General features: G+C 61.3%; 24 protein-coding genes and 3 pseudogenes. 15 read left to right on the forward strand and 12 right to left on the reverse strand.

What is annotated here, in order from left to right:
• Positions 1–426: 426 nt before the first annotated feature.
• Together SB772_RS37235 and SB772_RS37240 are read right to left on the reverse strand one after the other, a co-directional pair.
• Positions 427–1,620, reverse strand: a complete 1,194-nt coding sequence (locus SB772_RS37235; RefSeq protein ID WP_410838117.1) for an alpha/beta fold hydrolase — start codon at positions 1,618–1,620, stop codon at positions 427–429.
• 271 nt (positions 1,621–1,891) lie between these two features.
• Positions 1,892–2,527, reverse strand: a pseudogene (locus tag SB772_RS37240) (IS6 family transposase); the annotation flags it as partial.
• On the opposite strand from SB772_RS37240, the pseudogene SB772_RS37245 reads away from it, so the two are divergent.
• Positions 2,526–2,714: pseudogene (locus SB772_RS37245) on the forward strand (ISKra4 family transposase); the annotation flags it as partial. The pseudogenes SB772_RS37240 and SB772_RS37245 overlap by 2 nt on opposite strands.
• The gene (locus SB772_RS37250; protein ID WP_410838149.1) at positions 2,671–3,033 is read left to right on the forward strand and encodes a hypothetical protein; all 363 of its coding nucleotides are present in this window, start codon (positions 2,671–2,673) and stop codon (positions 3,031–3,033) included. The pseudogene SB772_RS37245 and the gene SB772_RS37250, both read left to right, overlap by 44 nt.
• Before the next feature lie 57 nt (positions 3,034–3,090).
• Here the strand turns inward: SB772_RS37250 and SB772_RS37255 are convergent, their stop codons facing one another.
• Positions 3,091–4,014: a sterol desaturase family protein gene (locus SB772_RS37255; protein ID WP_410838118.1), complete on the reverse strand. Its 924-nt coding sequence runs from the start codon at positions 4,012–4,014 to the stop codon at positions 3,091–3,093.
• Between the two features lie 302 nt (positions 4,015–4,316).
• Here SB772_RS37255 and SB772_RS37260 point away from each other — a divergent pair, with 302 nt between their 5' ends.
• From SB772_RS37260 to SB772_RS37285, 6 genes and pseudogenes are all read left to right on the forward strand, one after another.
• Positions 4,317–5,276: a hypothetical protein gene (locus tag SB772_RS37260; RefSeq protein WP_410838119.1), complete on the forward strand. Its 960-nt coding sequence runs from the start codon at positions 4,317–4,319 to the stop codon at positions 5,274–5,276.
• Between the two features lie 67 nt (positions 5,277–5,343).
• Positions 5,344–5,634, forward strand: a complete 291-nt coding sequence (locus SB772_RS37265) for an EF-hand domain-containing protein (protein WP_410838145.1) — start codon at positions 5,344–5,346, stop codon at positions 5,632–5,634.
• Positions 5,635–5,660: 26 nt separating this feature from the next.
• Positions 5,661–6,374: a response regulator gene (locus SB772_RS37270; protein WP_410838120.1), complete on the forward strand. Its 714-nt coding sequence runs from the start codon at positions 5,661–5,663 to the stop codon at positions 6,372–6,374.
• Positions 6,371–7,714, forward strand: coding sequence for an ATP-binding protein (locus tag SB772_RS37275; protein ID WP_410838121.1), 1,344 nt, complete (start codon positions 6,371–6,373; stop codon positions 7,712–7,714). Before SB772_RS37270 ends, SB772_RS37275 begins: the two co-directional genes overlap by 4 nt.
• 247 nt (positions 7,715–7,961) lie before the next feature.
• Complete coding sequence (locus tag SB772_RS37280; RefSeq protein WP_410838122.1) at positions 7,962–8,723, forward strand: DUF4410 domain-containing protein; 762 nt, start codon at positions 7,962–7,964, stop codon at positions 8,721–8,723.
• 118 nt (positions 8,724–8,841) lie between these two features.
• Positions 8,842–9,168 (forward strand): annotated as a pseudogene (locus SB772_RS37285) (transposase); the annotation flags it as partial.
• Positions 9,169–9,515: 347 nt separating this feature from the next.
• On the opposite strand, the gene SB772_RS37290 reads toward SB772_RS37285, so the two are convergent.
• The 3 genes from SB772_RS37290 to SB772_RS37300 form a co-directional block, all read right to left on the reverse strand.
• The gene (locus SB772_RS37290; protein ID WP_410838123.1) at positions 9,516–10,493 is read right to left on the reverse strand and encodes a histone deacetylase family protein; all 978 of its coding nucleotides are present in this window, start codon (positions 10,491–10,493) and stop codon (positions 9,516–9,518) included.
• 578 nt (positions 10,494–11,071) lie between these two features.
• A complete protein-coding gene (locus SB772_RS37295) occupies positions 11,072–11,971 on the reverse strand; it encodes an HNH endonuclease (RefSeq protein ID WP_410838124.1) in 900 nt (299 codons plus the stop codon).
• A 267-nt stretch (positions 11,972–12,238) separates the two neighbouring features.
• Complete coding sequence (locus SB772_RS37300; RefSeq protein ID WP_410838125.1) at positions 12,239–12,580, reverse strand: hypothetical protein; 342 nt, start codon at positions 12,578–12,580, stop codon at positions 12,239–12,241.
• Positions 12,581–12,820: 240 nt separating this feature from the next.
• Here SB772_RS37300 and SB772_RS37305 point away from each other — a divergent pair, with 240 nt between their 5' ends.
• A complete protein-coding gene (locus SB772_RS37305) occupies positions 12,821–14,251 on the forward strand; it encodes an IS1182 family transposase (RefSeq protein WP_410838146.1) in 1,431 nt (476 codons plus the stop codon).
• Here SB772_RS37305 and SB772_RS37310 read toward each other — a convergent pair.
• The 3 genes from SB772_RS37310 to SB772_RS37320 form a co-directional block, all read right to left on the reverse strand.
• Entirely contained in the window at positions 14,219–14,743 is a 525-nt protein-coding gene (locus SB772_RS37310) for a type II toxin-antitoxin system HigB family toxin (RefSeq protein ID WP_410838147.1), read from the reverse strand. The two genes, SB772_RS37305 and SB772_RS37310, sit on opposite strands and share 33 nt — an antisense overlap.
• A gap of 62 nt (positions 14,744–14,805) precedes the next feature.
• The gene (locus tag SB772_RS37315) at positions 14,806–15,195 is read right to left on the reverse strand and encodes a type II toxin-antitoxin system VapC family toxin (protein ID WP_410838126.1); all 390 of its coding nucleotides are present in this window, start codon (positions 15,193–15,195) and stop codon (positions 14,806–14,808) included.
• Positions 15,192–15,461 carry a type II toxin-antitoxin system Phd/YefM family antitoxin gene (locus tag SB772_RS37320; RefSeq protein WP_007742261.1) on the reverse strand — a complete coding sequence of 90 codons (270 nt, stop codon included), beginning with the start codon at positions 15,459–15,461 and terminating at the stop codon, positions 15,192–15,194. The genes SB772_RS37315 and SB772_RS37320 overlap by 4 nt, the downstream gene beginning before the upstream one ends.
• 599 nt (positions 15,462–16,060) lie before the next feature.
• Here SB772_RS37320 and SB772_RS37325 point away from each other — a divergent pair.
• The 6 genes from SB772_RS37325 (at position 16,061) to SB772_RS37350 (ending at position 24,073) form a co-directional block, all read left to right on the forward strand.
• A protein-coding gene (locus SB772_RS37325) for an IS3 family transposase (RefSeq protein WP_410838148.1) occupies positions 16,061–17,262 on the forward strand; the annotation gives its coding sequence in 2 pieces (ribosomal slippage) (positions 16,061–16,343 and positions 16,343–17,262; 1,203 coding nt in all).
• A gap of 458 nt (positions 17,263–17,720) precedes the next feature.
• Positions 17,721–20,282 carry a tetratricopeptide repeat protein gene (locus SB772_RS37330; protein WP_410838127.1) on the forward strand — a complete coding sequence of 854 codons (2,562 nt, stop codon included), beginning with the start codon at positions 17,721–17,723 and terminating at the stop codon, positions 20,280–20,282.
• Positions 20,275–20,565: a hypothetical protein gene (locus SB772_RS37335; RefSeq protein WP_410838128.1), complete on the forward strand. Its 291-nt coding sequence runs from the start codon at positions 20,275–20,277 to the stop codon at positions 20,563–20,565. Before SB772_RS37330 ends, SB772_RS37335 begins: the two co-directional genes overlap by 8 nt.
• The gene (locus tag SB772_RS37340) at positions 20,562–21,236 is read left to right on the forward strand and encodes a nucleotide exchange factor GrpE (RefSeq protein WP_410838129.1); all 675 of its coding nucleotides are present in this window, start codon (positions 20,562–20,564) and stop codon (positions 21,234–21,236) included. Before SB772_RS37335 ends, SB772_RS37340 begins: the two co-directional genes overlap by 4 nt.
• Positions 21,233–22,987, forward strand: a complete 1,755-nt coding sequence (locus tag SB772_RS37345; RefSeq protein ID WP_410838130.1) for an Hsp70 family protein — start codon at positions 21,233–21,235, stop codon at positions 22,985–22,987. The genes SB772_RS37340 and SB772_RS37345 overlap by 4 nt, the downstream gene beginning before the upstream one ends.
• 825 nt (positions 22,988–23,812) lie before the next feature.
• Positions 23,813–24,073 (forward strand): hypothetical protein, encoded by a 261-nt coding sequence (locus SB772_RS37350; protein ID WP_410838131.1) that lies wholly within the window; start codon positions 23,813–23,815, stop codon positions 24,071–24,073.
• A 63-nt stretch (positions 24,074–24,136) separates the two neighbouring features.
• Here the strand turns inward: SB772_RS37350 and tnpC are convergent, their stop codons facing one another.
• From tnpC to tnpA, 3 genes are all read right to left on the reverse strand, one after another.
• Positions 24,137–25,741 carry an IS66 family transposase gene (gene tnpC / locus SB772_RS37355; RefSeq protein WP_410838132.1) on the reverse strand — a complete coding sequence of 535 codons (1,605 nt, stop codon included), beginning with the start codon at positions 25,739–25,741 and terminating at the stop codon, positions 24,137–24,139.
• Positions 25,742–25,840: 99 nt separating this feature from the next.
• On the reverse strand, positions 25,841–26,194 hold the full coding sequence (gene tnpB, locus SB772_RS37360) for an IS66 family insertion sequence element accessory protein TnpB (protein WP_410838133.1): 354 nt from the start codon (positions 26,192–26,194) through the stop codon (positions 25,841–25,843).
• Entirely contained in the window at positions 26,194–26,685 is a 492-nt protein-coding gene (gene tnpA / locus SB772_RS37365) for an IS66-like element accessory protein TnpA (RefSeq protein ID WP_410838134.1), read from the reverse strand. Before tnpA ends, tnpB begins: the two co-directional genes overlap by 1 nt.
• Positions 26,686–26,904 lie beyond the last annotated feature (219 nt).

Consider the following 26,904-nt stretch of genomic DNA (forward strand, 5'->3'; position numbering starts at 1 on the left):
GCAGTTGAAACCGCACCATCGTGGGTGGTCCAACAGCTAAGCACGCTTGTTGGACTGCAAGTGACGCAAACCGACCCTCAACAGACGGTGGACTAAGCACCAGCTAGTCGGCAGCTTCCTAGGCTACAGCGGCCATTCACTCTTCGAGTCCTTCGACAGGTCATCGGCCAATGCCGACGTTCGCAAAACGGCATATCGAACAGCCGCGAATGTGGTTTTGGAGAATGAAATGCTCACTCCCAACCCGTCCCAAATCTCCGAGTGACCTCTCGACCGTCGGCTTTTCGATCCGGTAGACAACAGCGTTCGGCCGCAGCCGCAGCCGCACTGGGACTGGCGGCCAGATGGAAGGGCGGGTGTCTTCTACTAAGAGAAGAGGCCGCGCGTCTTTTCCGAAAAGGGGCAAGTCTCCGCCAATGCAGCATCCTACAAGGAGATTGGGCTGTATTCAGCAGTGCATTTGCTCAGAAACTTCAAAAGCAATTGACTTACTATTTCAGGCTGTTCTTGTTGTACCCAATGTCCAGAGTTATCGACTAAATGGCAATCCAACATCCGTGTGCACGCGGTGTCCTGCATTTTCGTCAATTCCCCAGGCTTTTGGTATACTCCCCAGTCGCTTTTGCCAGCTATAAAGCATGAAGGCACGTCGATCGTGCGACCAGAAAATAGCCGAAGCTCTGCCATATATTTTCCCTCAGTCAAACAGCGATACCATTGAAGCGCCCCCTGAAATCCTGTTCTTTCGTATTCTGAGCTATACACCCGCAGCTCATCTTCCGGGAGCCATCTGCATGCAGCGATAGCAGCCGCGGTTGGCATATCCAGTGCCACGATTTCTGCCATGCCCTTATCTTTATCCATAATATAGTAGGTTGGCAGTTTCGCGAGTTCAGCTGCCGTCCATGACGTCAGCGGGAATGGCTGATTTTCCTCGAAATCTGCGCTTTTAACATGATAATAGGCGCGAAGGAAGGAATGTAGTCCCTGTATGCAGTTGCGCATATCATTTTCGGCTTCGCGCGTTGAGTAATACCACTGGTAATGCTTTCGCGGAGGCTGTTGCGCGGATAATTCATCGTGAATGCTGGCGCCTGCGTATGTCGCTACTTTGCTGGTTTCCCGCGTATCGTGATCCGTATTGAAAGGCATCAATGGAGCGCCGCCAAACGGAGCTCCCATCAAGACCACCGAGCGAAAAATATCTGGTCGCGTAAGTGCACAAAAAGCGGCGACAGGTGATCCAAAATCATGACCAACTACTGCCGCGATCGACTGATAGCCAAGCGCCGAGATAAGTCCGACGACATCTATAACCAAATTAAGTAGCCGGAAAGAACCAACATCGCCGTCGTAATTGCCATCCCAACCGGTAGTGCGTCCATAACCTCTTTGATCAGGAGCGATCACATGAAACCCCGCAGCTGCCAAGGGCAACATGATCTTTCTCCAACTATAGGCAAGTTCGGGAAATCCATGTAGCAGAACAATAGCAGGCCGCCCCTTCGTTTCAAAACCAGCTTCCAGGATATGCATCGTAAGGCCATTGAAATTGTTCACAACGCTTGAACGTATGCCAGGAGGAAGCATTGTTTCAATACGATCAGGAATTTTTGTCATTGCTCGCTTTGCGTTTGGGTTGCACAGTTCGGAAGTCAAACAACTACGTTGATAAACACAAACTCCAATTTAACATCGAATCTGCCCGATTAGCCGCCGTCCGTCGTGGCACAACCTTTGTGCCCCTTCAAGCGACGGGTGTCCAAGGCTTGTGAGGATTCCGCAACGATCTGACGAGATTTTCGAAAGTGCACCTCTATTGCGTATGGCGGAGGCTTTGTCAAGTTGAGGGAAATGGTTTGTGAGTTTCCGATGACGTAAGGTTTCCTCATTAATTTGCAGGGGAAAATCGCACGCCTGCCCAGTCATGCCATTCGAGCAAACGCGCCTTGAGTTGCGCACGATGGCAGGCCGCCTTCATCCGGTGCCGGGGCAAGGCGAAGTGCTGACGGATCGGACCAAAACGCGAGAGAAACGCCTGCGTGCGCCGTGAATCGCGGAAACCCTGCATCTGACGTTCACGCCGGCGCGTGGGCTGGTGGCTGTTTTCAGCGCGGTTATTCACCCGGGCCGCTGCCTTCACGAATACGTGCCTGACGCTCGCCAGTTCTGGGATTTCGGCCTTCGCCGCCGGGTAGCTGCGCAGTTGATCGGTGACGATCTTCGAGGGCACCGGGTGTGAGCGCAGCACCCGCTTGAAGAAGCGTTTGGCCGCCCCTTTGTCGCGGCGCTTTTGCAGCAGCACGTCCAGTTCGGTACCCTGTTCGTCCACCGCGCGCCACAAGACATAGGGCTCGCCGCGCAGGTTCACGAACATTTCGTCCAGATGCCAGGTCGAACCCGGTTTGCCGCGCGCGGCCTTCGCGCGCCGCGCAAACTGGGCACCGAACCGGTCGCACCAGTTGCGCACCGACTCGTAGGTGACGCTCACGCCTCGCTCCAGCAGCAACTCCTCCACCTCCCGTAGGATGGAAGGACGCCGGGTATCGTCAGCGTCAGCGGAGTCAGTAATGAATCACTTGATCAATCGTCGTCTCTCAAAGTGACAACAAATGCGTTGGTCCATGAAGGGGGCTCACTATCTGCTGCAGACCCGCGTCGAGCTGCTCGATGGAAGACTGCACTTCAGGTCGCCTGAGGCCGTTCGACGTTGAACGAACACTCCCCCACTTTTCGTCCACTCCCGGCAATTGTGAACACCAACAGCAACCGGTGCTTTACCGCCCTGAGAACGTCGCGCTGCGTACGTTCCAGGTAGAAGGCCAGCTCAGCAATGAAGGGGCTCAAGTGGACGACCACGCGTTACGCACGTGGGCGGCCCGTTTTCTGCAGCGCTTTCCGCAGATCCTGAGCCGTTTCCCGGCCGTCTATCTCGCGGTTTTCGATCCCCACATGCGGCTTTCCGCGGACCTGCCCGGCTCGCGGCTGGTCGCGACATTGCCGGAACACCGCCTCTACGAACTCGATCGCTAACGCGGCGGGACAGCCGCGTCAGTGCATTCCGGGGCGCCCGTTGATCGCCCTTCGCCTTTACCGTCCCTCGGTACTGACCGCAACCGCACGACGTCCGGCCAGGTTCTGCTGACGCAACTGTTCCGTCGTTTCGCCAGAACCGTCCGGGCGCCAGCCCGGCGGCAGGATGACGTAGCTGATCGCAGTCCACACGCTGCCCGCCGATGCGATATCGCGCGCAAGGCTGACCCAGTGCTCGAACTCGACGACAAGCGGATTGTGCGAGCGCGTCGGCGTCACAAGGCCGTAGCGGCACGGTTCGTCAGCACGTTCCTCGACGTAGGTGCCGAACAGGCGGTCGAAAATCACGAGAACGCCGCCATAGTTCGCATCGAGATAATCGACGTTCGACGCGTGGTGCACGCGATGTGCGGAAGGCGTATTGAACACGTATTCGAGCCAGCCGAGGTTCGGCGTCCACGTGTTATGCAGCCAGAACTGATAAAGCAGATTGAACGTCAGCGTCGCAAGCACGATTTCAGGGCGCACGCCGAGCCACACGAGGGGCGTGAAAAATAACGCCGAGCCGGTCAGTTTGCCGGTCAGGCCGAGCCGGTACGCAGACGAAAGTGTCAACTGGTTCGGCGAATGGTGAACCGCGTGCGTCGCCCAGAAAAAGCGCATACGGTGCGACGCGCGATGATACCAGTAGTAGCAGAACTCCTGGCCGATAAAGAGCAGGAACACCATCAGCGCGCTATCAAGCGTGACGGTAAAAATGCGGTGATCCCAGGCGAATGCGAAAACCGGTGTCGCGAGCGAAAGCGGCAGCAGTGCGAGCAACTTGCGGCCGACCAGATCCGCGAGCGAAATCCAGACCTCATACCAGTCGAATGGCGTGGCGCTGTCGCGCTGTTTGCGGGTGAGCACGCACGCCTCGATCAGCGAGACGACGACGACGAACAAGGTGACACAAAGCGCGATTTTTCCAGTGGTCAACATGATGGGCAGATAACGGGTTGGAGTGGGACGCGTCGTCTGCGGAAAGAAGCCGCTATCGCGTCGGGGTGACGCTAATGTAGTGGGCCGCCCGGTTAAAAACCATGCGGAAACCATGTCGCCAGATGTCACGGAAATCCGGCCGGAACGTCCGGCTGGCGCCGCGGGGCGGCCGCTGACGGAAACCGGCGGCGGTGTAACACCGCGACATCTTTTGCAGCGCGATTATTTCGCGCACTCCTTCTATAGTTCGTCCCGTTGCCACGCCGCAGTGCGTGACTGAACCGAACCTGGAAGGACATCTGATGAAACTCCGTTACCTCGCCGCAGCCACCGCCTCGCTGCTCATCGCCGTCAGCACGCCCGCCTTCGCCGGGTGGTCAGGTCACGGCACTGCGTACACGCCGCACGGCACCTACAACGGCGCGCATTACGGCTCATGCTCCGACGGCAGCTGCTCGCACGCCGGCGGCGTCGCGAATCCGTACGGCGGCATCGCCACCAACAGCGGCACGGTGACCCGCACTGCACCTGGCCAGTTCTCGAATTCGGGCACGGCCACCGGCCCGAACGGACGTCAGGTCCAGCACTCGGGCGACACGAGTTGCGCAGGCGGCACATGTGACCACACCGGCAGTCTGACCGGCTCCGACGGCCACAGCGCAACGACTTCAGGCAGCGTGATGCGCAGCGCGCCGGGACAGTATTCGTCCTCGGGCACGGTGACCGCCGCGAACGGCAACACCACCAGCCACTCGGCGTCGACGAACTGCGCCGGTTCCACCTGCGCACGATCCGGAACCGTGACGGGCACCGACGGCGGAACCGTCACGCATTCCGGCAGCGCGACACGCGTGGCCCCCGGCGTGGTGACGACAGGCAGCGGCACAACAGTTGTGCACGGCGGCACGGTGACCACCGGCGGCACGGTCACGACAGTGGGCGCCACGGTCGCCGTGGGCACCACGCCGGTCGTGATCGCACCGGCACCCGTCGTGGTGACACCTCCGCCTGCGGTCGTGGTCGCGCCTCCGCCGGCCGTGTATGTCCCGCCGCCCGCGCCGCCGGTCGTCTATGTCGCGCCGCCCCCGCCGAAGGTCGTCTATGTCGCGCCACCTCCGCCACGTGTCGTGTTCATCGCACCGCAGGCCCGCACGTTGTATGTCGCGCCCCACCCTGTGTACGTCGCACCCGCGCCGCACGCCGCGGTGATGGTGCCGGGCCACTGGGTCGGCCGCGTCTGGGTGCCCCCGCACTGGGCGTAACGGCAAACGTCAGATCAATGCATTAACCCTGCCGGCGACGAGCGTCGGCTGAACCACGGAGTAGATGATGAAAAAGATGATCGCAGTTCTTGTCTTGTGTATTGTTTCTGCAGCGGCTTCGGCTCAGGGTGCGCTGCCGCCGGGCGACACCACGCGCAGTGAGCGTGCAATGCAGCAATTGCAGTCGCGCTTCGCCAGCGCGAACACCACGCGCGACGGCAAGCTGACGCGCGAACAGGCGGCTGCCGGCATGCCGATGGTCGCGAAGCACTTCGACGAAATCGACACGCAGCACGTCGGTTATGTCACGCTGCCGCAGATCGAGGACCTGATGAAGCAAAGATCAATGGCACGCTGAATGCCGACGAGCGCGGGAGACGCGTCATGGACCAGGTGAACAGGATTATCGTGCTGGACGACGAAGCCGAATTGCGCAACATGCTGCAACGGTTCCTGACAGGTCACGGGTTCTACGTGCGCGTCGTCGCCGATGGCAAGCAGCTCGACCGCTACCTGCAGCGCGAACCGTATGACCTGCTCGTACTGGACCTGATGATGGAACCGGAAGACGGCCTGACAGTGTGCCGCCGGCTGCGCGCCGAAGGACAGACGCTGCCCATCCTCATGCTGACCGCGAAGGGCGATCCAGTCGACCGCGTCGTCGGCCTCGAAACGGGCGCCGACGATTACCTCGCGAAACCATTCCTTCCCGACGAACTTGTCGCGCGCATCCGCGCGCTGCTGCGGCGCCAGAAGATGGCGGCCGGCGGGCCGACCGTGACCTCGCAGACGCTGCGCTTCGGCGAATACCAGTTCGATGTCGCCACGCAGACGCTGCGGCATCGCGGCGAGGCCGTCGAGGTGCACTCCGCGCAGATGTTGCTGCTGCACGCGCTCGGCTCGTCGCCGAACCGGCCGGTGAGCCGCGAAAACCTGCTCGCGCGGGCACGTGGTCGCGACCACGATGCGCTCGATCGCAGCATCGATGTGCAAATCCTCCGGCTTCGTCAGATCATTGAAGACGATCCGTCGAAGCCACGCTTCATCAAAACCGTATGGGGTGTCGGCTACATGCTCGTGGCGGGCATCGAGTCGTGACCTCTTCTTCGCGCACCAGGTGGCTGCCGCGTTCGCTGCTCGCGCGCAATATCGCGCTGCTGGTGGCGCTCGTCGCGCTGACCCAGGTGTGCTCGTTTTCGGTACTGTTGCACTACGTGCAGCGCCCGCGCATCGACCGCGCCGCGATCATCTTCTCGGATTACATAAAGACGCTCGACGGCGTGCTCGCCGGCATGCCACCCGACGAAGGCCGTGCGGCGGCCGCGCGCCTCGGCGGCCAGTCGCAGCCACCCGACGATCTCGAACCTGAACCGCGGCGCAGCCCAACGCGTATTTTTCGCACCTGGCAGCGCGACGTTTTTGTTCGCGCGATGCAACACGATCTGCCGCCGGACATGCAGGTGCGCTGGCAGACCGGCGACGGCGAGCGCCTCTGGATTCGCGTGCATGTCGCCGGTGAGCCCTGCTGGATTGCGCTGCCGATGACCGAAGACGCGCAGGCGAGCGGCATCACCACGACGCTCGTGCTCTCCGTGGGCCTCGCGCTCCTGGCCGCGCTGACGGGTTACCTGATCCAGCTGCACATCAACCGGCCGCTGAAGGATCTGGCGCGCGCCGCGCGGCACGTCAGCGCGGGCGAAGCGCCCGTCGCGCTGCCCACTGACGGTCCGACGGAAATCGCCCAGGTCAGCACCGCGTTCAACCAGATGACGCAGGCGTTGCAACAGGCCGAAGCGACACGCGCGCTGATGCTCGCGGGCGTGTCGCACGATATCCGCACACCGCTCACCAAGTTGCGTCTCGCGATGGCGATGGCGATTCCGCGCGGCGCAGACGATACGTTCGTGGCGTCAGCGGAAAGCTATCTCGACCACATCGACACGATTCTCCAGCAGTTCATGGACTACGCCGGCAGCGGCGAGCGCGAAGTTCCGGTGCCAGGCGACCTCAACGCGCTCATCGGTCAGCTCGCTGCGGATTTTGCGGGGCTCGGGCATGAATTCGAACTGTCGTTCGCGGACATCCCCGTGTTCGCGTACCGACCTGTGAGCCTGATGCGGCTCCTCATGAACCTGATGCAAAACGCGATCGTCTACGGGCAGACCGGGCTTTGTGTACGAACCTGGATCGAAGGTGGCGCCGCGTGCATCGCCGTATGCGATCGCGGCAGCGGCATCGCCACCGAGGAACTGGAGAAGCTCAAGGCGCCCTTCAGCCGCGGCACGAACGCCCGGAGTCATTCGGGCGGCACAGGTCTCGGGCTCGCGATCGTCGAACGCATCGCTCGCCTGCATGGCGGCTCCCTCACGTTTCGCGCGCGTGAAGGTGGCGGTCTCGAGGCGCTCGTCACGTTGCCGCTCAACCGGCATTCTTCATAAAAATGCGCGTTCGGGCCGCGTGCGCGCGCTGAAAATCGCCGCGACATCAAACGACATAATTGCTGAATGGCGCGCGCTACCGGTTCCTTTCATACTCGCGTCTGCGGGTTGCGGCACGCCTCTCTCACAGACCGAACGCTCCCACGCAGATGTGATCTCCGATAGTTTGTGATCCTGTGGATCGAACGATTGTCGGTGACCTCTCCCCGACAATTGGCGGCACAACGGTGCCGAAGACAGGATCGACATGCAAACCTCTTTCAAATCCCTCGTTCGCAACGCAAAGCGTCTGGCAGGCACGGCACTCGTGGCGGGATCGATGCTTCTGGGCGGCTCTGCCTCAGCTGCCACGAACGTAACGCAAGCCAGCGCCGCGCCGCCCGCTCGCGCCGACATCATCTACGTGTACGCGTTCGTTGCCACGCCCGACCAGGTGAAAATGGACAGCGGTATGTCGCAGAAGCTGAAGATGGCAATGAGCGGCGAATCGTCTGCACAAAAGCAGGATCAGACGGCCGTCGATACACGCGTACAGGTCGCTGACGAAATCGTGCGCGAGCTGCAATCGAAGGGACTGCACGCAGTGCGCATGGACGGCCCGGCACCGGCGAACCAGAACGCGCTGATCGTCGAAGGCAACTTCCAGATAATTGACGAAGGCAATCGCCGCCGTCGCATCCTCATTGGTCTTGGCGCCGGCAAGAGCGAAGTGGGCGCATCGGTCCAGATCCTCTACAAGCCCGCCAATGGCACGCCGATGCCGCTGCAAAGCTTCTCCGCCGATGCAAATAGCGGCCACATGCCCGGCGTCGCGGAAACAGCAGGTGTCGGCGCAGCTGCTGGCCACGTCGCAACTGCTGCGGCAACGGGCGGATCGCTGCATGGCGTGTCCGAGGTGAAAGGCGACAGCGTCGCCGGCGACGCGAAAAAACTGGCTGATTCGATCGCTAAACAGGTTGCGGCAGCGAGCGCAGCGAACGGATGGATGTCGGCTGAACACACGGAGTGATGCGTGCGCGTGAAGGACAGGTGCACCTGTCCTTCACGCCGGTGAAGCAACTGGGAGCTGATCACATTTAAAAAACGCCCCGACGCGAGACTGGCTTCTTGTGAAATCCGCCTTGACGATGTACCGCGAGCAGCTGCGCGAGATTCTCGATCGCAAGCAGATCCATGTGCTCTCCAGGATGTTGCGCCGGTGGTGTACCGGCGTCATGCGTTCCAAGGTTGAACCGATGAAGGACGTCGCGCGATTGATTCGTCGACACTTCGACGGCATCGTCGCGTGGGCCCAGACGCGCCAGACCAACGGGTTCATTGAAGCGATCAACGGCCTGTTTCAAGCGGCCAAGCGCAAGGCGCGCGGATACGCCAGCTTCAAAACCATGCGAACCGTGCTGTTCCTCATCGCCGGCAAGCTCGACTTCTCGGCCCTCAATCCGCATGCCTCGTGAGCCGCATTACCCACTGCATTTTTGAAAGAGCCAAAAATTTAATCGTGCTCGCGAAGCCTGATTTGATCCGCAACGGATAGAAATCTCCAAAGGATCGGTCCGCTCGAACGCCGATTCTACGGCAAAAGCACTCTAACAGCGGAGACCGGCTGTCAACGACCTTCAACACCATTCCAACGTAATAAGCCCGCAGGGTAAGGACATAGCGTTACGCCAGCGCAGCGAAGTTCGAAGTTGGGCAGCGAGCAGGCCGGACTCTAAGGTCCGCTGCCAAGAGCTAAGCCGACTTCTGAATGTCCGAGCCGCGGACGGGCGACCGACACTTCTTGGCCGGTCACGGCCGGAAGTCACTGCGTAGCTCCGGTAAGCTGTGAGCCTGATCGGTCGACCTCAACATTCATTAAGGCGCGGACATGCGCCATCGTGCCAGTGGCCAAGGCCTCCAGGCTATAACCCCCTTCCAGAATCGAAACGATGCGCCCCTCGCACGTCGCATCGGCAATACGCATCAACTCACTGGTAATCCAACGAAAATCGCTGTCCTCGAGGTTCAGGCTTGCGAGCGGGTCCAGTCGGTGCGCGTCGAAGCCTGCCGAAATAACGATGAGTTGGGGGCTGAACTGGCGTAGCGCCGGCAACATGTCGGACTCGATCCGTGCACGGAAGAGTGCCGAATCACACCCACGGGGCAACGGGACATTGACAATGTTGTGGCTGACGCCGGTCTCGGATGCGGCGCCCGTACCGGGATACAAAGGCGACTGGTGGCTGGAGGCGTAAAACAGCTCCGGGCGATTGAAAAATGCTGCCTGGGTGCCATTGCCGTGATGGACGTCGAAGTCGACGACCGCGACGCGCTCCAGCTTGTGTACTTCATGAGCGTAAGCCGCAGCGATTGCAGCCTGATTGAAAATGCAAAAACCCATTGCCCTCGCTGGCTCGGCGTGATGACCACACGGACGCGTGGCGCAAAACGCGTTGCGCGCCTGCGCGTTCATCACCGCATCGACGCCGGCACAAGCCGCGCCGACGCAGCGCATCACGGCTTCCCAGGAGCCTGGCGACATCACTGTGTCGCCCGCATCGAGCGGCACATAACCCTGCTGCGGGGCGGTCTCCATGACTTCTTCGACGAAGGCCTGGTCGTGGATCAATTGCACCTGATCGAGTGTGCCCATCGGCGCATCGCGCCATTCCAGCGCCGCAAATTCCGGCGACTGCAACGCGCGCAACACGACCTTCAGACGTTCCGGCGATTCCGGATGGTCAGGGCCCGGGCGATGATCCAGACATGCAGCATGGGAAAAAATAATGGTGGTCGTCATTTACATTGATACGCGGCGCAGACCGCGTCGTCTCCTTATTGCCGCGCACTCGCAGCGCTGCGAGAGTGCATAACGCGGTAGTGGTGCGCCTCATCACCCCGCCCCAAGCTTTCTGACTGCAAGAAGCGAGCATAGAGCAGCACGTACTTTCACGATAATCAGACATTGCTTGCAACATCATAGACGTTCGCTTATGGATCACTCCGGTGCCCGAGCGCAATCGATTTTTCCACGCTGCGACTACTGCGGAGCCGAGCAACGGGCTTAATGGCCGAGTTCGCAAGTGCTGATCTGGCCGGGCTCCGCGATCGTCGGCCTGCACCGATTTCCGCACTCGACCCGGAGTGGTCGGTGGCGCGAGCTCGAACGCGACAGCAGCTTCCCCGAGGTACTACGGGCATTGACATGACCGCGTTGACCAACAATTGCTCGGCAAAAGCGGAAGGTGGGTATTCGTCGTTTTCCCGCCATTACCGGCGGTCGCGGCATGCAGGATGATCTGCCGTAGAGCTTGGAGGCCAGCTAAGACGCGCATGGCGTCTGCGACCCGGCACTTCAGGGAAGAGAGGGCCTCAGCATCATCCCCGGAGTGAGTCCCGGTGCCACGCAAGATATGGCAAGTATCCCGGTCGCAGCGGCTGCGTCAGCCTGCTTGCGGTCGAAATCCCCAACGTCTCTAGATCGGCTTCCGAAAGCTGACACGAAATGATAATGCTGCCATCGTCTTCGAACGAGATGAGCTTGACATCAAATGCTGCATCTATGTGCGCTGCCAGAGGCAATGCGTTATACGGATCGAGACGCTCTGCGTCCAAGGAATCTCTCCATGGCTTGATATGGGAGGCAATCAAGAGCGATGGATGCTCGATGCCGGTCAGCGCGCACCGATTTCCCCACGCGTCAAGTACAACTTCCCGGAGGAGATCCTGCCCAATGCGTTGACGGGCAATTGCTTCCCGGGTTGTATCGGCTTCGCCGCAGGCGACTCGGAAACGGTAGGCTTGCAATAGCCGAGAGGCGGCCAAACTGAGTGGGTCAGCCTGAATTGGAACCGCAGCGTGGGTAGGACCGTACGCCAACGGGGCTGCGCGCAACCTCCGGTAGCTCTCCAGAAAGGCGTCCAACTCTGTCTGGCTGCCGAAGCCAACAATCGGCCAAGGCTTACTTTGCTCGCCGTCGTGCTTGTGTATTGCACACTGACGTGCGGTAAGCGCGACCTGCCGTTCAATCCAATTGCCAACGACGTGTGAGGATGGTGAGAGTCCCATATCCGGGCTGAGCGCAGGAGGGTCTAGCGCAAGTTCCGCCCAGTTATCGCCATGATTTTCGCGCCAGTAGAAGGCGATCGTTTGCTTGCCAGAGAGCCTGAGACGGAAACCGTTCCCGCTGTCAAATTCGCTGACGTTACCGCGGAATGTTGATCGGACCAATTCAGCAATCTGTTCGTAGTGAGCAAACTTCTTCGTCAGAAAACCCATCGTCAATTCACCAAATTTTTGGGATTGCCACAGCTTAGGAGAATGGCAGGCATGCCGTTGCAAATACAAAGGCCTAGACTGCAGGACGCAAGGGGCGGTGGCGCGACTTCCTATGATGTAGTAGGGGAGCGATCGGTGGCCAACCGAGAGGAAGCCACCCACGCGAGGTCCGAGGTTCAAATGCGAAGTTCCACTTTGGCCCGAATAGTCGGCACTACCGTTCGGCGATCGAACGGCAGATTTTTGCTGCGAAAAATAAAGAAAAACTCAATTAGCGGCACAGACCGTGATCGAACCGCCGTCGACGTCGAGACACACTTGATCATTCTTGTGGAAGCCGGCGGCGGTTAGCGTATGCGCCAGCTTCCTTCGTTCGGAAAAGAGCGTCGTAATATCTGGGCAAATCCACACGTAGAGGTTATTTGGCGTGGCTCGGACACCACCCTGATACAACGTGCCGGTAATGTCCAGTAGCACGGGGATACGTGCGTTCATCGCATGCGGCAGTGGCTTGGCTTTGCCCAATTTGACATGAATTTCCATGCGTTCCGTACCGTCGGCGTAAGTGGTGCCTAGGCCTCGAATCACCCCAAGTACCTTTGCTCCCATGCTTGCTCTCCCATCTGTAGCTCTTCAGATTGCTATAAGTTACGCCGTGAATTTCGCTGGTCAAGTCAGTTAGTAGCTGCGAATGTGCGACTCCCCTCGCCGAGCGTCACATTCCCGAGCAAAGGCGACGCTTAAATGCCACGACAGAACGCCGCCGAGCGGCAGCAAGTGGCCCAGACTGTGTCAAAACGCATTTTTGGAGCGTTAAAATTTTCCATCCGATAGCGGGGGATGAGCAAGATGAAACGCTTCGTTCAAGGCGACAATCGTACTCAAAGCTTTCTCCTGCCAGAAGCGCTTGATGACTACGTGACGGACACGAATCCTGTGCGCGTAGTTGATGTCTTTGTAGATGAGCTTGATCTTCATAAACTCGGGTTTGAAGGTGTTGAGCCGGCGCTGACCGACCGGCCTTCGTATCATCCGGAGGTGATGCTCAAGATCTACATCTACGGTTACCTGAACCGTATTCAATCCAGCCGTCGTCTTGAACGCGAGGCCCAGCGCAACGTCGAACTAATGTGGCTCACGGGCCGCCTGGCGCCGGACTTCAAGACCATTGCGCGGTTCCGTAAAGACAACGGCAAAGCGATCCGCAGCGTCTGCCGTCAGTTCGTCGTGCTATGCCAGCGTCTGGACCTCTTCGCCGAAGCGATCGTTGCGATCGACGGCAGCAAGTTCAAGGCGGTGAACCATCGCGACCGCAACTTCACGAGCGCCAAGCTCGAACGACGCATGCGCGACATCGAGTCAAGTATTGCTCGCTATCTCGAGGCGATGGACACAGCGGATCGTCAGGAGCCTGCAATCGCGAAGGCCAGAACAGAGCGACTGCAGGACAAGATTGCGGCCTTGAAGAAACAGATGCAAAGCCTCAAGGAGATCGAGGCCCAACTCAACGCGGCACCCGACGGACAGGTATCGCTCACGGATCCGGATGCCCGTTCGATGAAGACACGAGGAACTGGAGTCGTGGGCTACAACGTCCAGACGGCGGTTGACACGAAGCACCATCTGATCGTCGCGCACGTCGTTACCAATGATGGCATCGATCGTGATCAGTTGACGTCGATGGCGAAGCTTGCCCGTACAGAGATGGCCGTCGACAAGCTCACCGCGGTTGCGGATCGGGGCTACTACAAGAGCGAGGAGATCCTAGCTTGCCATGAGGCCGGAATAAGCGTGTTCGTTCCGAAGTCGGTGACATCGAGCGCAACAGCTAATGGGCGCTTCGGCAAGGACGACTTCATTTTCAACGCACAGACGAACGAATATCGGTGCCCGGCAGGTGATCGCCTCATCTGGCGATTCTCAACTGTTGAGCGCGGTCTGAAGATCAGTAAGTACTGGAGTTCAAATTGCCAGCAATGCTCGCTAAAAGGGGACTGCACTCCAGGCCCTCAACGTCGCGTGGCACGCTGGGAACATGAAGCTGTTCTTGACGGGATGCAGGCGCGACTTGATCACGCCCCTGAGATGATGCGCATCCGCAGACAGACTGTCGAGCATCCGTTCGGGACGAACAAAGCATGGATGGGCGCCACTCATTTCCTGACACGGACCATCGAGCGCGTGAGCACGGAGATGAGCTTGCACGTGCTGGCGTACAACATGAAGCGAATGGTCAAGCTACTCGGTTCAGAAGCGGTCATGAAGGCGATGCGGGCGTGACGCCCGTACGGGTTTGTTCAACCGTTGCGATAGTTCCGCTGTGATTTGACGTTCGGGTTGCCGCAATCGAAAAGCCGCGACCTGCGGCGAGACAGGTTTCGTCAATTCCCGGTGGCTACGCGTTTTGACACAGTTTGGGCCGATTGCGGCCGTTGCGTTGCTCTCCTGTGAGCAACCCGCCCACCGCCCTTGCTGCCAAGGCGTTGATTTTCTAATGCTCCGTGCCGATGCCGACAAATTTGATATGGATGACAGCAATTCGGAGGCGATCGCCACGAATAGCCGGTAATCGTTCCCCTTGATGTTGAATACGATGCGATTCTTACCAACAAAGCTCGCCGTCGGATACCGAGCTTTAATGTCCTGCGGCGTCGTCCATTCGACCTTGGTGGCTTCTTCATGCCATGAGAGCAGCGCTTGTTCGACCCTTGGGTGTTTTTCGCAGAACGCCGATCCGGTCTCCCAGTAATGCGGAAATCGTGGCCGGTGGATGGTTCGGGTAGAACAGACGCATCAGCTCCATGCCGGCCCCCTCCACGCGGTTCGCCCCGGCGTCAGGCTCGAATCATCAGGGTCGGGTGATAGCGCCAGACCTTCGGATCGGCGCTCAACAGCGCGATACCTTCATGCAACGCCTGCGCGATCATGACGCGATCGAATGGATCCGCGTGGTCATCGTGCAGCGGCAGCGCGGCGACCGCCTCCGCGTGCTCACCAGCAATCGGCAGCTCGGCGAAGCCAGCCAACCGAAACGCCGAGCGAGCATCGTGCGGATGCACACGCAGGTTGCCCTTTGCATGTTTGATCGCGATCTCCCAAATGGCTGCGGCGCTCACCAGAAGCGTATTGGCCGGATCCTCGATCAGGCGAATCGCCTCCGACGACAGCTGCGGAGCGCCTTCGGCGGCCCACAGCGCGATATGCGTATCGAGCAGCACCCTCACGGCGCCAGCCCTTGCCGTGCGCTCGCGTCGAAGTCCGCGGCGATCGCCTCGTCGCCCGCGTTGAACGCTTCAACGGTGGCCGGTATGTCCAGTCCCGCGAGCAGGTGCCGAGCAGCGCCGATGCGCCGCGGTGCGGTAAACGGTACCAGCCGCGCGACAGGGGTGCCGTTGCGCGCGATGACGACTTCGCTTTCCTCGCCTAGCTCGAGCCGCTCGACCAGGCTCGACAATTTCGATTTCGCGTCATGCATGTTGACCGTGAGCATTGCACCCCCGAGGTTAGCTAATCACTGTTAGCTAGTATGCCGGCGTTGAGCGCAAAAGACAAGCAAGCCCCGCACCTTTTGCCGACCGCTGCTCGCGGAAAGTGATGCAACTCGCAATTTCCCTAATCTAAGCCGCGTTCACAGAAGCGCTAACCGGTTCGTCATTTCTGCTAGCGCGCCTTGGCTGGATCGAAGTGTCTGCAGTAGTCCTAATTAGTAACGGTTCGTCGCACGAAGGGAAGTTGGCAGTCTCACTGAACGGGTGCCGGCGCGTTCAGGAGCAGTACGTGACGTGCCTGGCAGTGAAGTGGTCTGCCCTCTTGGCATGGCATGGGGAAATCCCACACGCTACCATCGCTCCACGGCGCCGCGAACGCGTCGCCGCCCCCGAGAGCGTCTCGTGCAGGCGGTCGATCTCCGCGAGCAGCGCCACATCCTCGTCCGTGTAGCGCCGCGCAAACTGCGTGCATGTCCCGCGCTCGCGCAGCCCCAGCGTTTTCGTCTCCCGGAACTGCGCAATCAGCCCTCGAATACCCCGACACCCGCCGGATTGATCTGGTCCCCGAAAAATGGACGCCATAAGGTTGATAATCAGCCTTGTGGAGAAAGCGATGAAATCAGTACCGAGACGGAAGTACACGGAGGAGTTTCGCGCAGCAGCGGTCGAGCAGGTGATTGTAGGCCGGCGAGGATTGCGGGAGGTTGCGCGAAGTCTGGAGATGTCAGATAAGACGCTGGCGAACTGGGTTGGCGATGCGCGTAAGGGGCAGGCCCCAGTCAAGCGTGGGCAAAGGCCCCCGGTCACGGATCTGGAGGCTGAGAACGCACGCCTGAAGCAGGAGAATGCACGGCTGCGAATGGAGAAAGAAATACTGAAAAAAGCAGCGGCGTACTTCGCGAAGGAGTCGCTGTGAGGTACGCCTGGATCGAGCGACACCGAAACGCTTACCCGGTCGGATTGATGTGCGAGTCGCTGGGCGTGTCGAAGAGCGGCTGGTACGCCGCACGCAAGCGCGCGCCGTCGCAACGGGCCGTGGAAAACGCGCGTCTTGTTACACGGATGCAGTCGCTGCAGCGGCGCCATCGCGGCCGCTACGGTCGCCGGCGCATGCATCGGGCACTGCGGGATGAAGTCGGCCCCATCAACGAGAAGCGGGTTGGTCGTCTGATGCGTCAACACGGTTTGCAAAGCCGGTTGCGTCGACGCTTCCGGGTTGTGACCACCGACTCCCGGCACGCGTATCCGGTAGCGCCCAACGTGCTGGCTCGCGACTTCGAGGCGAGCGCGCCCGACCGCAAGTGGCTGGTCGACCTGACCTACGTGGCGACCGACGAAGGCTGGCTGTATCTCGCCCTGGTACTTGACCTGTTCAGTCGCAAATTTGTCGGCTGGGCGATGAGCGAGCGCATCGATGAAGACCTGGCACTGCAGGCGCTGGTCATGGCGCTGGAGTGGCGCCGCCCCACGGGCGAGCTCATGCATCATTCTGACAGGGGGTCGCAATATGCGGCCAACGAGTACCGCAAGGTGCTTGCTGCGCGTGGCATTACCGTCTCAATGAGCCGCAAGGCGAGCTGTTGGGATAACGCACCGATGGAATCGGCTAACGGCACGGTAAAGGTCGAGTGCGTGTATCCAGAGCACTACGCCACGCGCGAACAGGCCCGGTTGTCCATCACGGAGTACCTCACGTACTACAACACTGAACGCCTGCATTCATCGTTGGATTACGTGAGCCCGAGTGAATTCGAGCGGCGCTGGCGCGCCGAGAATCAACGCAAGGAGGAACCCGCGTCATAACATAACGAGTGTCGAGTTACCCACCGCCGGTCGACGTCGTGGTCGTGACAGGCGACCCGCCGACCGGCCGTGGATAACTCTCGAAGCCAGTTCATGGCGTCCACGAAATGGGTACCGCTCCAGATATACTCAGACAGCACCCCGTGATCCGCACGCGAGCGCCCGAAGTACCCAAACCACCCCCGCACGTGCTCCACGAGCCGGCGCCTCCGCCCGTCGGCCTCAAGCGCCCTCAGTTCCACCCCGGAAACCCCCGCAAGGAACTCCCGCACCTGCCCGATCGTCGCAAGCTCTGTTGTATTCATGTCGATCACCATCCCTCAACGATCGACCCGAGCCCACTCTCAGACTCCTTTGCCGTTGGAATCACGCTTTCCCGCCCAGACTCGTTTGCCATTGGACAAGGCTGAGACTTCGCATCCTTAGCGACATCCGCTACCATGCGGCAAGAGGACTGATTGGCTCTCCACCAAAACGCGCCATTGCCGCGCCCCGCTTTCGACCCCGCTTTTTTCAATCCCATGTCGCGCAAGAAAAAACCCAGCAAGGCCTCGGCCGCGCCTCCCGTCGCGAAAAAGACTGTGCTGCCAGACCAGGCAGAGGCAGCACTGGGCGCGTCGCGCTACAGGGAGGCGATTGAGCATTTCAAGGAACTGCTCAAACAGGAGCGCCGTCCCGCCTGGCTAGAAGGGCTGGCCGCTGCATATGCCGGACGTGCCGAACAATTGGCGCAAAAGGGCATGATCAACGAAGCGTTGGCACTGTGGCGCACACGCGCCGACATGTGCGGCACCCCGCTTATCGAAGGACCTTACGTGGGCTGGCTGCTAAAGGCGGGAGGGGGCGAGCAGGCCCTACGCCTGTTGGCCGGCGCAACGCAGAAGCTTTCGCCCGACGCGCAGACGCAGCTGGAAACGCAAGTGGCTGCGGCAGTCCTGGTGGCGCCTGACAGCGCCCTGACGGGATTGGCTGCGGACAGCCCCCTCCTGCGCCATCGGGCCGCGGCCCGGGCGGCGCTTGCTGCGTTTGCCCGGGGCGATGACGCCGCCATGGCCGAACACGTGCAGGCGATCCCTTTCCGCTCCCCCTATCGTGACCTGCGCACTCTCCTCAAGGCGTTCTCGCTCTACAGGACCGACCCTAAGCAAGCCGACGTCGCGCTAAACCGGATACCGGCCGATGGTCCCTTTGAACGGTTGGCCGCAGTGCTCCGAGTATGCGTGCTGCCCGGCGAGGCGTGGCTCGCGTCGCTGAACAGCCTGAACGACGAGGGCCGGGCGCTGGTGCTCGATATAAAGGGCTGGCCCGAGGAGCGGCGGCCGCTCGTGCTCGAACTGGCCAGGCTGAGCGACGGGCCAGCATCTGCGACGATGCTCTACGATCTGCTTGTGCGTCACCGCAGCGCGTTGCCTGCGGACAGGGCGGCGCAGCTTTGCCGACGCCTCTTGCCGCATGCCCCGGAGCGGCTGAAAAGCTACCCGGCGAGTTTTGGAGTGCTGTCCGCTGCCGAAAAGGACCACATCCTCGCCCTGGCAGCGGAGTTAAAGCGCGATCCGGAACAGGCCGAAGACCACTGGCTGAATCTGGTTGAGCGTCTCCGGGCAGACCCGGCCCAGCGCGCCCGCGCCGCGCTGGTGCTGCGCCGTCTCGCCGACGAACGCTCTCGCTACGACCGGGGAGGGCCACCCGACGAGGACGCCCTCGCCTGGCTAGCGCAAAGCCTGGAACTGGACCCGGAGGACCGGGCAACCCACGTCACGCTGATACGCGCCCTGCGCGTTCGTTCCGAGCCCAAGGAGTTGCGCAAGTGTCTCGAAGCGGCGCTTGCGCGCTTCCCGGACGACGCCGACGTGTTGCTTGAGGCCGTGGAAACCGCGCTGGCGAGCGGCGCGTTCAAGAAGGCGGCGACGCTGGCCAAGCGCGTGCTGGAGCTCGATCCCATCAACCCGCGGGTGCGCACCGTGGTTGGCCACGCCCATCTATCCCACGCGCGCAAACAGATCGCGGGGCGCAATCCGGTGAGTGCGCGCCGCGAGCTGGACGAAGCGGCGCAATGGCTACGCACCAACGCCGACTATGGCTCGATTAAGCTGCTGCGCGGCATCATCGACGAGCGTTGCGAGGAAGGCGATGCGCTGTTGCGCGAGGGTCTTGCCGAGATGGGTTGCGCGCTCGTGGGAAGCTTTCATCTGGTGCTTGAGGCCTCCCATACCAGACACGATCCCAAGGCGCTCTTGCGGCGCGCCGGCATTGAGCGCAACAGGGTGCCCGCGGCTTCCGAAGTCGTGGCATTGGCGCATGCGCTGAACACAGCGCGCGTCGGCGACAAAGCGGTGCAAACCGCGCTTGACCTGCTCGGCGACGCACTCCGGGGGGCCTCTGCGGCGCAGTTTGCCGAGTCCGACCAACTGGTGGTGTGTGAAGCGCTGCATCGGCACAACAAACGCGCCCTGGTGCGCCGCTATGCCGAGGCAGCGCTGCAGCGCTGGCCGGCGCGACCGGTGTTCGTCTACCTTAGGGCGTCAGCCGCCTACGGAGCGAATCCCTGGCGCATGCCGCAGCGCGAACTGCTGGCGCTGGATCGGGCGCTCGAAGTCGCCCAGGCCAGCGGCGACCAGCGTACTGTGTTGCGGCTGGACGATCTGCTCGCTGCCGCTACGGGACATATCGGGTTGCCGGGCGAGGATGACGACGACTACCTCGATGGGCTGCCCGGCGATGATGCGGGCACGGTGCTTGAGATGATGCTGGCCGCGCTCGGCGAGGATGCTTTCCTCGCGATGGTCCGCAAGCAACTGGGCAAGCCTCTGTTCGACGAGATGCGGCGAGACTTCGGGGGCAACAGGAAACAGTTCATTCGCGCTCTGATCGGACTGCTCGCTGACATCGGGCCGCCTCCTGGCCTGGGCGACACAGGAGCGTATGCCGATCCGCAGCCGATCGTGCCTCTTAAGCCGCCACCGCGCCGCAAGCGCCGCACAGCCCCGACCGACAAGCAAAAGGACCTGTTCGATGACTGATCCGTACCGCGTGCTTGGTGTTGCCAACACCGCCGACGATGAGGCGATCCGCGCCGCCTATCTTGCCGCAATCCGTGCCTGCCCGCCCGAGCGCGACCGCCTGCACTTCGAACGGGTCCGCGCCGCCTATGAATCCATTGCCACAGAGCGCGACCGGTGGGCTCACGCCTTGTTCGACGTGGCGGCGCCGACAGTTCAGGAAGTGCTCGATATCGTGAGCGCCGACATGCGCCCAGGTTGCCCCGACGAGCGGCGTCTCTACCGCCTCCTGGGGGGAAAATGAGGCTGCTCGATGTCGAAGAAAAGGAACGCCTCGTCGAAGAGTTTCGCGCGAGCCTGGAACACTGGGAGGCTGACGACGAGGACTCGAATGAGGGGCCTGGCGAGCCCGTCGACCTGCGCACGCTGCTTGCCGAGATGGCCGTGCTGAAAAACGAAGTGCGCCTGGAGTCGCGCCAGTTCAAGAGTGCGCTGGAGGAGCTGCGCAGTTTCGGCGAGACGCTGCGTGAGCACAACGAACGGCTCACGCGCGATCTCGAACGTGCGCGCGAACAGGCGGCTGTGGTCCCGCGCGAGGCCGAGCGCCGCTTGCTGCTGGGCATGCTCGATCTGCGTGACCGGCTGCAGGCCGGCGTGGATGCCGCCGCAGCGCGGCGACCTTCCCTGCTCGCCCGCATGGTGCCCGGCGACACGCGCTTCGCGCAAAGCCAGGGCCTGGGCTTGACGCTTACACTGCAGCGGCTCGACGAACTGCTCGCGACCCACCGGGTGCGGCCCATTGATGCGCTCGGCGCGCGGCTCGACCCGCAACGCATGCGCGCGGTCGGCGTCGAGTCGGCACAAGACGCGCCCGAGGGCATCGTACTGCGAGAAGTGCGGCGGGGTTTCCTGCATGGCCAGGAGCTGTTGCGCGCCGCAGAGGTCATCGTGAACAAGAAAGGAATGCAAGCATGAGTGAGGTCATTGTCGGCATCGATCTGGGCACCACCAACTCCGAGATCGCCGTGGTGCGCGACGGACGCGTGGAAGTCATACCGGTGTCCGGTGGCGTACCTATCCTGCCTTCGGTGGTGGGCATCGCCGACGACGGCACGCTGCTCGTTGGCGAAGCGGCGAAGAACCAGTATGTGTTGCACCCGGATCGCACGGTGCGTTCGATCAAACGGCGCATGGGGGAAAGCGCGCGCGTGACGATGGGCACGGCGGACTACGCGCCACAGGAAATCTCGGCGATCATTCTGCGCCAGCTGAAGAGCCTCGCCGAAACGCACCTTGGCCATGCCGTAACGCGAGCCGTGATCACGGTGCCGGCCTTCTTCTCAGACGCGCAACGTCAGGCCACCCGCGAAGCGGGTGAGATTGCCGGTCTGGAAGTCGTGCGCATCATCAACGAGCCAACCGCTGCAGCGCTTGCCTACGAGAGTCGCCACAAGGGCGCGCGCAAGGCGCTGGTGTACGATCTGGGCGGCGGCACCTTCGATGTTTCCGTCGTTAATCTCGAGAGCGACGTGGTGGAGGTGCTGGCAAGCCATGGCAACAACCATCTTGGCGGTGACGACTTCGACCGCAAGCTGGTCGATTTTGCGCTCGAGCATCTCAAAGAGACGAACGGTGTCGATGCCAGCCGGTCCGTCACCGCCATGGCCCGGCTGCAGCGCGCAGCAGAAGCGGTCAAAATCGCGTTGTCCGACCAGCCCTACGCCACCTTCGCCGAAGAATACCTGCTGGAGCAAGAAGGTGTGCCAGTGCACCTGTCGCTGGAGATCTCCCGCGACGACTACGAGGCGATGATCAAGCCCTACATTGACGAGACCCTGGACGCGGTGCACGTGGCGTTAAGCGGCGCCGCTCTTACCGTTTCCGATATCGATGAGATCCTCCTGGTGGGCGGGGCCACGCGCACGCCGCTGGTAGCGCGCCGCCTCGAACAAGATCTGGGGCTGCCACCCCGCAGCGAAGTGGATCCCGACTTGTGCGTGGCCATGGGAGCGGCGATCCAGGCGGCGCTCATCGCTGGTATCCAGACGCACACTGTACTGATTGACGTGACGCCCTACACCTTTGGCACCAGTGCCATCGCCGAGCTTAACGGGGAGCCCTACCCGTACTGCTTTGTCCCGCTCATTCGCAAGAACACGCCCATCCCGGTAACCAAGAGCGAGGTCTTCTATACGCTGTTCGATGGTCAGGAGAGGGTGGATGTGACCGTATACCAGGGAGAGGACCCGGACGCACTGAACAATATCGAGATTGGCCGTTTCACTGTCGAGGGCCTGCTGGGCAACGCTCTGGCCGGCAATCCGATCGTGCTTGGCCTCTCCCTTGATCTGAACGGGATACTGCAGGTGACGGCGCGCGAGAAGCAAAGCGGGCTCGAACGCTCGATAACCATTGCCAATGCCATCGCCCGCTTCGAGCAGGACAAGCTCGACGAGGCGCGCAATCGGGTTCACGCGCTGTTCGGTGAACACGAGCGGGGCCGCGCGCCCGAACGCGACAGCCAGAGCGATAGCCGTCGTCTGGGCGTGGAAGCGCGCGCCCTTGTCGAGAAGGCCGAGCGCTTGCTCGAGAAGGCCGGCGCGGAGGACTCAGAAGACCTGATCGACGCGATCGAGGCTGTCCAGGACGCCCTGGACGGCGACCATGCGTCATTGCGAGCGGCGGTGGCGTCTCTTGCCGACCTGCTGTACTACCTGGAGACGTGAGTTGGAACGCTGTCCTGGGTGTCGAGCCCGGCTTGCCGAGTCCGCGACGTGCCCACGCTGCGGCTGCGATCTCACGCTCGTCCGCCGCGCCGAAACTCAAGCGCGACGCCTCATTCTTCGCGCAGTGCGCGCCTCGCTGGAGGGGGATCGCCAGGAGGCGCAAGCCTGCGCAGCCGCATCTCTCGCGCTCGAGAACAGCCGCCTCGGACAAGCCGTGTTGAAAAATACATCCTAGCGAGAACCCGGTCCGCGCTCGCAACTTAAACTGACCTGTTCTTGTGGAAATTTCGCTCTGGCCTGACTGGATGCGCTTCAGGCCAGCCAATCTCGTCACGTTCGTGAGCAACTCAGTGTTCGAGAAAAACCAAAAAAACACGCACTCAGCTCAACAAGGCAATGCTGCCGAATTCCCCTCGGGAATCGGCTTCATAGAGCCGGTGCGACGTCACCGGCAACCTGGCACAACTCGAAACAGCGTACGCAGACGTCAGGCGGGCGATCCGCGGCATCGGTCGCAATCTACGCATCAAGCAGATCCTCATACATCAGTTCCCTATGCCCGCATACTCACTGATACGCTTTCCCGCGCCCGACCTGTTTACTGTCGACATCCGAATGACCGCTTGCGACCCACAAGGGACGGTGGAGCCCGAGATACTTAATCGGCAGCTTTCAGTGGCACATCGGCCATTCGTTCCAGTCTCCCCGCAGGTCATCGGCAAACGACCGTAAGCGCTAAATTGAGCACACATCGCCAGACATTCCGTTACCGGGTAACATAGTTTCAAGAATCAGTTACCGGGTAACGAGAATGGAGAGTGCGAGATGGGATTGACGACGGCACAACGGCAAGCTGCGTATCGGGCAAGGCGAGCCACGGCGGGCGAGAGCGGTAACGGAGATCGGCGGCTCGATATGTGGGTGAGTACGGAAGCCGATCTTGCCTTGGCTCGCCTGGCGCGACGCTATGCGGTGACGAAGCGTCAGATGCTGGAACGGTTGATCACGCGAGCGGACGACGCGATCGTGCGTCGGCTTGAGCCTGACTCGCCGCAATGGGACGCCTACTTCAGCGCCGAGCGATAGCTTCACTGCCCGATGTTACCGGGTAACCACGGTTCAAGTGCAAGCAATTTGTCGTTAAGTCGCTTAGGGCGGCATCGCCGCACTTTTCTGTTTGGCGAAGTTGAACGGCAGCAGATCGGTGATGTCGGCATCCGGTGCACGCTGTGGCAGCTCGGTCAGAACGTGCAGCAGATACGCATAGGGTTCAACGCCGCAGGCGCGACACGTAAGCATCAAGCTGTAGACCATCGCGCTCGCTTTCGCGCCGGCAACCGAGTCGCTAAAGAGCCACGATTTTCTGCCAGTGCAGAATGGCCTGATGTCGCGTTCGATCACGTTGTTGTCTATTGGGGCTCGACCGTCCATCGCGTAACGGCTCAGGTACGGCCATTGGTTCCGGCAGTAGCTGATTGCCTTGCCCAGCAGACTCTCGGGCAACACCTTCGGCGCCAGCTCGTCGAGCCACGCCTTGAAGGCGTTTAGCAACGGCACGCCATGCTGCTGCCGAAGGCGGTATGTGTAGCCGACGCGCGTCTCGCCGTCGGGCAGTTCGCCTTTGGCCAGCGCCTCGACCTGGTACAACGCCTGGAAGTACTCGAGCGCCTTGGCCACGCGGGGGCTGGGCTTATTCTTCTGCCCCTTGAGGACATCGGTGAATGCCCTCCTCGCGTGCGCCATGCATCCGAAGTGTGTGGCCTTCTTGAGCGTACGCCACGCGGCGTAGCCGTCACTCATCAACATGCCCTTGTAGCCGTCGAGAAACGCTTTCGGATATTCCTGACCGCGTCCGGGCTGGTACTCGAACAGCACGACAGGCTCGGCGCTGTCTTGCGCGCTGCGATAGCACCACATGTAGCTTTTGCTCTGCGCGGACTTATCGGGCTCCTTAAGTACCTGGACCGTCGTCTCGTCGCCGTGGATCAACGACTGCCCCAGCAGGACCTGCCTGAGCGCTTCGTACAGCCGGCTGTAATGCAGTTCGCCGCAGCGGATGATCCAGTTCGCCAGCGTGCCTCGTCCGATCGGGATGTTCGAGCGCCCGAGCACGTCTTCCATGCGGTACAGCGGCGTGCCGTCGACGTACTTGCCCGCCGTGACGGTGGCGATTATCGCCGGGCTCGCGTGGCTACCCGGCAGCGGCTGCGCTGGCATTGGCGCGAGGATGATCGGGGTCCGTTCGGCGTAGCTCTCACAATTCCGACAGGCGTACTTGAAGCGGACGTTCTGTCGGACCGTCACTTTGACCTCGACGTGCAACTGTTCGCTGACGTCCTCGCCGATGCGATGCAGAGGCTTGCTGCAGCATGGGCAAGCCTGCTGATCCTCGGGCAGATCGTACTCGACGCGTTCGCGCGGCAAGTTTGCCGGCAGCGGCTTGCGGCCCCGTTTGCGAGACTCGGGCGGATCGACATCGGGCAGCCCGGTCTCGGGAAGCCCGGGCAGATCGTCGTCCTCGTCGGCTGGCTCGGTTTCGGCGATCTGCTCGGCCTCGTCGAACACGCGATCCTTGCGCTTCTCGCTCTTCGGCGCGAAACGCTGAGCCAGCGCGAGGCGATACTGCTCTTCGAGCATCTCGACGCGCCTGATCAGATCCGCGATCTGCGCATCGCGCTCAGAGATGCCCGTTTCGAGATCGCGGATATAGGCCTTGGCGGCCGGCGGCAATCGGAAAAGGTTGGGTGCGCTCATGCGTTCCACAATAGCGAAGCGCAGCGCCGCATGGGTTTACGGGAATTTGTAAAAATCGCGCTCGCCGTTGTTTACCGGCAACAACTGTTCGGGCGCGATTCAGTTCGTATAGCTGTACTGCCGCTCGGGATGGCGGTGCACGGCATCGATGTTGATACCATCGAGCAGCCAATGAAGCTGCTCGGTCGTGAGTTCGATCACCGCCTGCTGCCGGTGTGGCCAGGCGAAGTGATCCGCCTCGAGTCGTTTCAACATCAGCCAGAACCCGGAGCGATCGTAAAGCAGCAGCTTGACCCGGTTACGCTTGCGGTTGTGGAAGGCGTACACGGCGCGCGCGAGCGGATCGAGCTGCATCGATCGCTCGACCAGGGTAACCAGGCTGTTGATGCCGCTGCGGAAGTCAATCGGCTCGCGGTGCAGGTAGATCCGCAGGTCAGCGTCGAGGCGGAACATCAGCGTACCCTCAGCGCGTCGATCATTGCCTTCACGAGCGCCGTGTCGTGCCCCATGCATTCGAGTTCCAGGCTCACACCATTGGGCAGTTGCGCGACCAGTCGCGACGGCAATGGCGGACGTTGCGACGCAGGCATGGATTCACGGCGTACCGGTGCGGGCAATAGTGCCCCGGGCTTCTCCGGCTGCTGCGGTACAACCACCGCAGTGGCGTCCGTGACCTCTACTACCGGAACGAATGCTGGCGGCGGGACCTCGGGCGTATCCGCCACAGCGGTGGCGCCCGCATGCCGGGCCTTATGTCTGCTGATCCAGCGCCAAAGCTGGTTTGCATTCACGCCGGCCTTGATCGCCATGCCGGCGACCGACACCCCTGGTTGCAGGCAGGCCTCGATCAGTCGTTGCTTGCCGCGTTTGTCAAAACTACGCTTGCCGTCTGCGCTTATGCCTGTTACACGCAGCGGCAAGAAATCTGCACTGTTCTCGTTCACGAGGGTGTGTCCACTGAAAAATGGGTGGACACATGCTGCGCCTTCAGCCTACGAGAAACCATGTGCGCTAGAAATCGCGCTTACAAACGACCTGATAGATCTCGCAGGCCGGGCGATGCGATGCATTAGCGCGTACCCCTTTTGTTCGAGGTTTGAGCATGAAAACCGGGTGCCAAATTGTTCACGAATGTTTTCCAACTGGATAGTGAACGACCGGCC

This window comes from Paraburkholderia sp. SIMBA_030 (genome assembly GCF_046535245.1).
GTDB lineage: Bacteria > Pseudomonadota > Gammaproteobacteria > Burkholderiales > Burkholderiaceae > Paraburkholderia.

What these genes read in the sequence shown, in the direction of transcription:
- SB772_RS37235 (WP_410838117.1), bottom strand. Translation starts at nt 1,620, where the DNA reads ATGACAAAAATTCCTGATCGTATTGAAACAATGCTTCCTCCTGGCATA.
- SB772_RS37250 (WP_410838149.1), top strand. Translation starts at nt 2,671, where the DNA reads ATGGAAGACTGCACTTCAGGTCGCCTGAGGCCGTTCGACGTTGAACGA.
- SB772_RS37255 (WP_410838118.1), bottom strand. Translation starts at nt 4,014, where the DNA reads ATGTTGACCACTGGAAAAATCGCGCTTTGTGTCACCTTGTTCGTCGTC.
- SB772_RS37260 (WP_410838119.1), top strand. Translation starts at nt 4,317, where the DNA reads ATGAAACTCCGTTACCTCGCCGCAGCCACCGCCTCGCTGCTCATCGCC.
- SB772_RS37265 (WP_410838145.1), top strand. Translation starts at nt 5,344, where the DNA reads ATGAAAAAGATGATCGCAGTTCTTGTCTTGTGTATTGTTTCTGCAGCG.
- SB772_RS37270 (WP_410838120.1), top strand. Translation starts at nt 5,661, where the DNA reads ATGGACCAGGTGAACAGGATTATCGTGCTGGACGACGAAGCCGAATTG.
- SB772_RS37280 (WP_410838122.1), top strand. Translation starts at nt 7,962, where the DNA reads ATGCAAACCTCTTTCAAATCCCTCGTTCGCAACGCAAAGCGTCTGGCA.
- SB772_RS37290 (WP_410838123.1), bottom strand. Translation starts at nt 10,493, where the DNA reads ATGACGACCACCATTATTTTTTCCCATGCTGCATGTCTGGATCATCGC.
- SB772_RS37295 (WP_410838124.1), bottom strand. Translation starts at nt 11,971, where the DNA reads ATGGGTTTTCTGACGAAGAAGTTTGCTCACTACGAACAGATTGCTGAA.
- SB772_RS37300 (WP_410838125.1), bottom strand. Translation starts at nt 12,580, where the DNA reads ATGGGAGCAAAGGTACTTGGGGTGATTCGAGGCCTAGGCACCACTTAC.
- SB772_RS37305 (WP_410838146.1), top strand. Translation starts at nt 12,821, where the DNA reads ATGAAACGCTTCGTTCAAGGCGACAATCGTACTCAAAGCTTTCTCCTG.
- SB772_RS37320 (WP_007742261.1), bottom strand. Translation starts at nt 15,461, where the DNA reads ATGCTCACGGTCAACATGCATGACGCGAAATCGAAATTGTCGAGCCTG.
- SB772_RS37335 (WP_410838128.1), top strand. Translation starts at nt 20,275, where the DNA reads ATGACTGATCCGTACCGCGTGCTTGGTGTTGCCAACACCGCCGACGAT.
- SB772_RS37340 (WP_410838129.1), top strand. Translation starts at nt 20,562, where the DNA reads ATGAGGCTGCTCGATGTCGAAGAAAAGGAACGCCTCGTCGAAGAGTTT.
- SB772_RS37345 (WP_410838130.1), top strand. Translation starts at nt 21,233, where the DNA reads ATGAGTGAGGTCATTGTCGGCATCGATCTGGGCACCACCAACTCCGAG.
- SB772_RS37350 (WP_410838131.1), top strand. Translation starts at nt 23,813, where the DNA reads ATGGGATTGACGACGGCACAACGGCAAGCTGCGTATCGGGCAAGGCGA.
- tnpC (WP_410838132.1), bottom strand. Translation starts at nt 25,741, where the DNA reads ATGAGCGCACCCAACCTTTTCCGATTGCCGCCGGCCGCCAAGGCCTAT.
- tnpB (WP_410838133.1), bottom strand. Translation starts at nt 26,194, where the DNA reads ATGTTCCGCCTCGACGCTGACCTGCGGATCTACCTGCACCGCGAGCCG.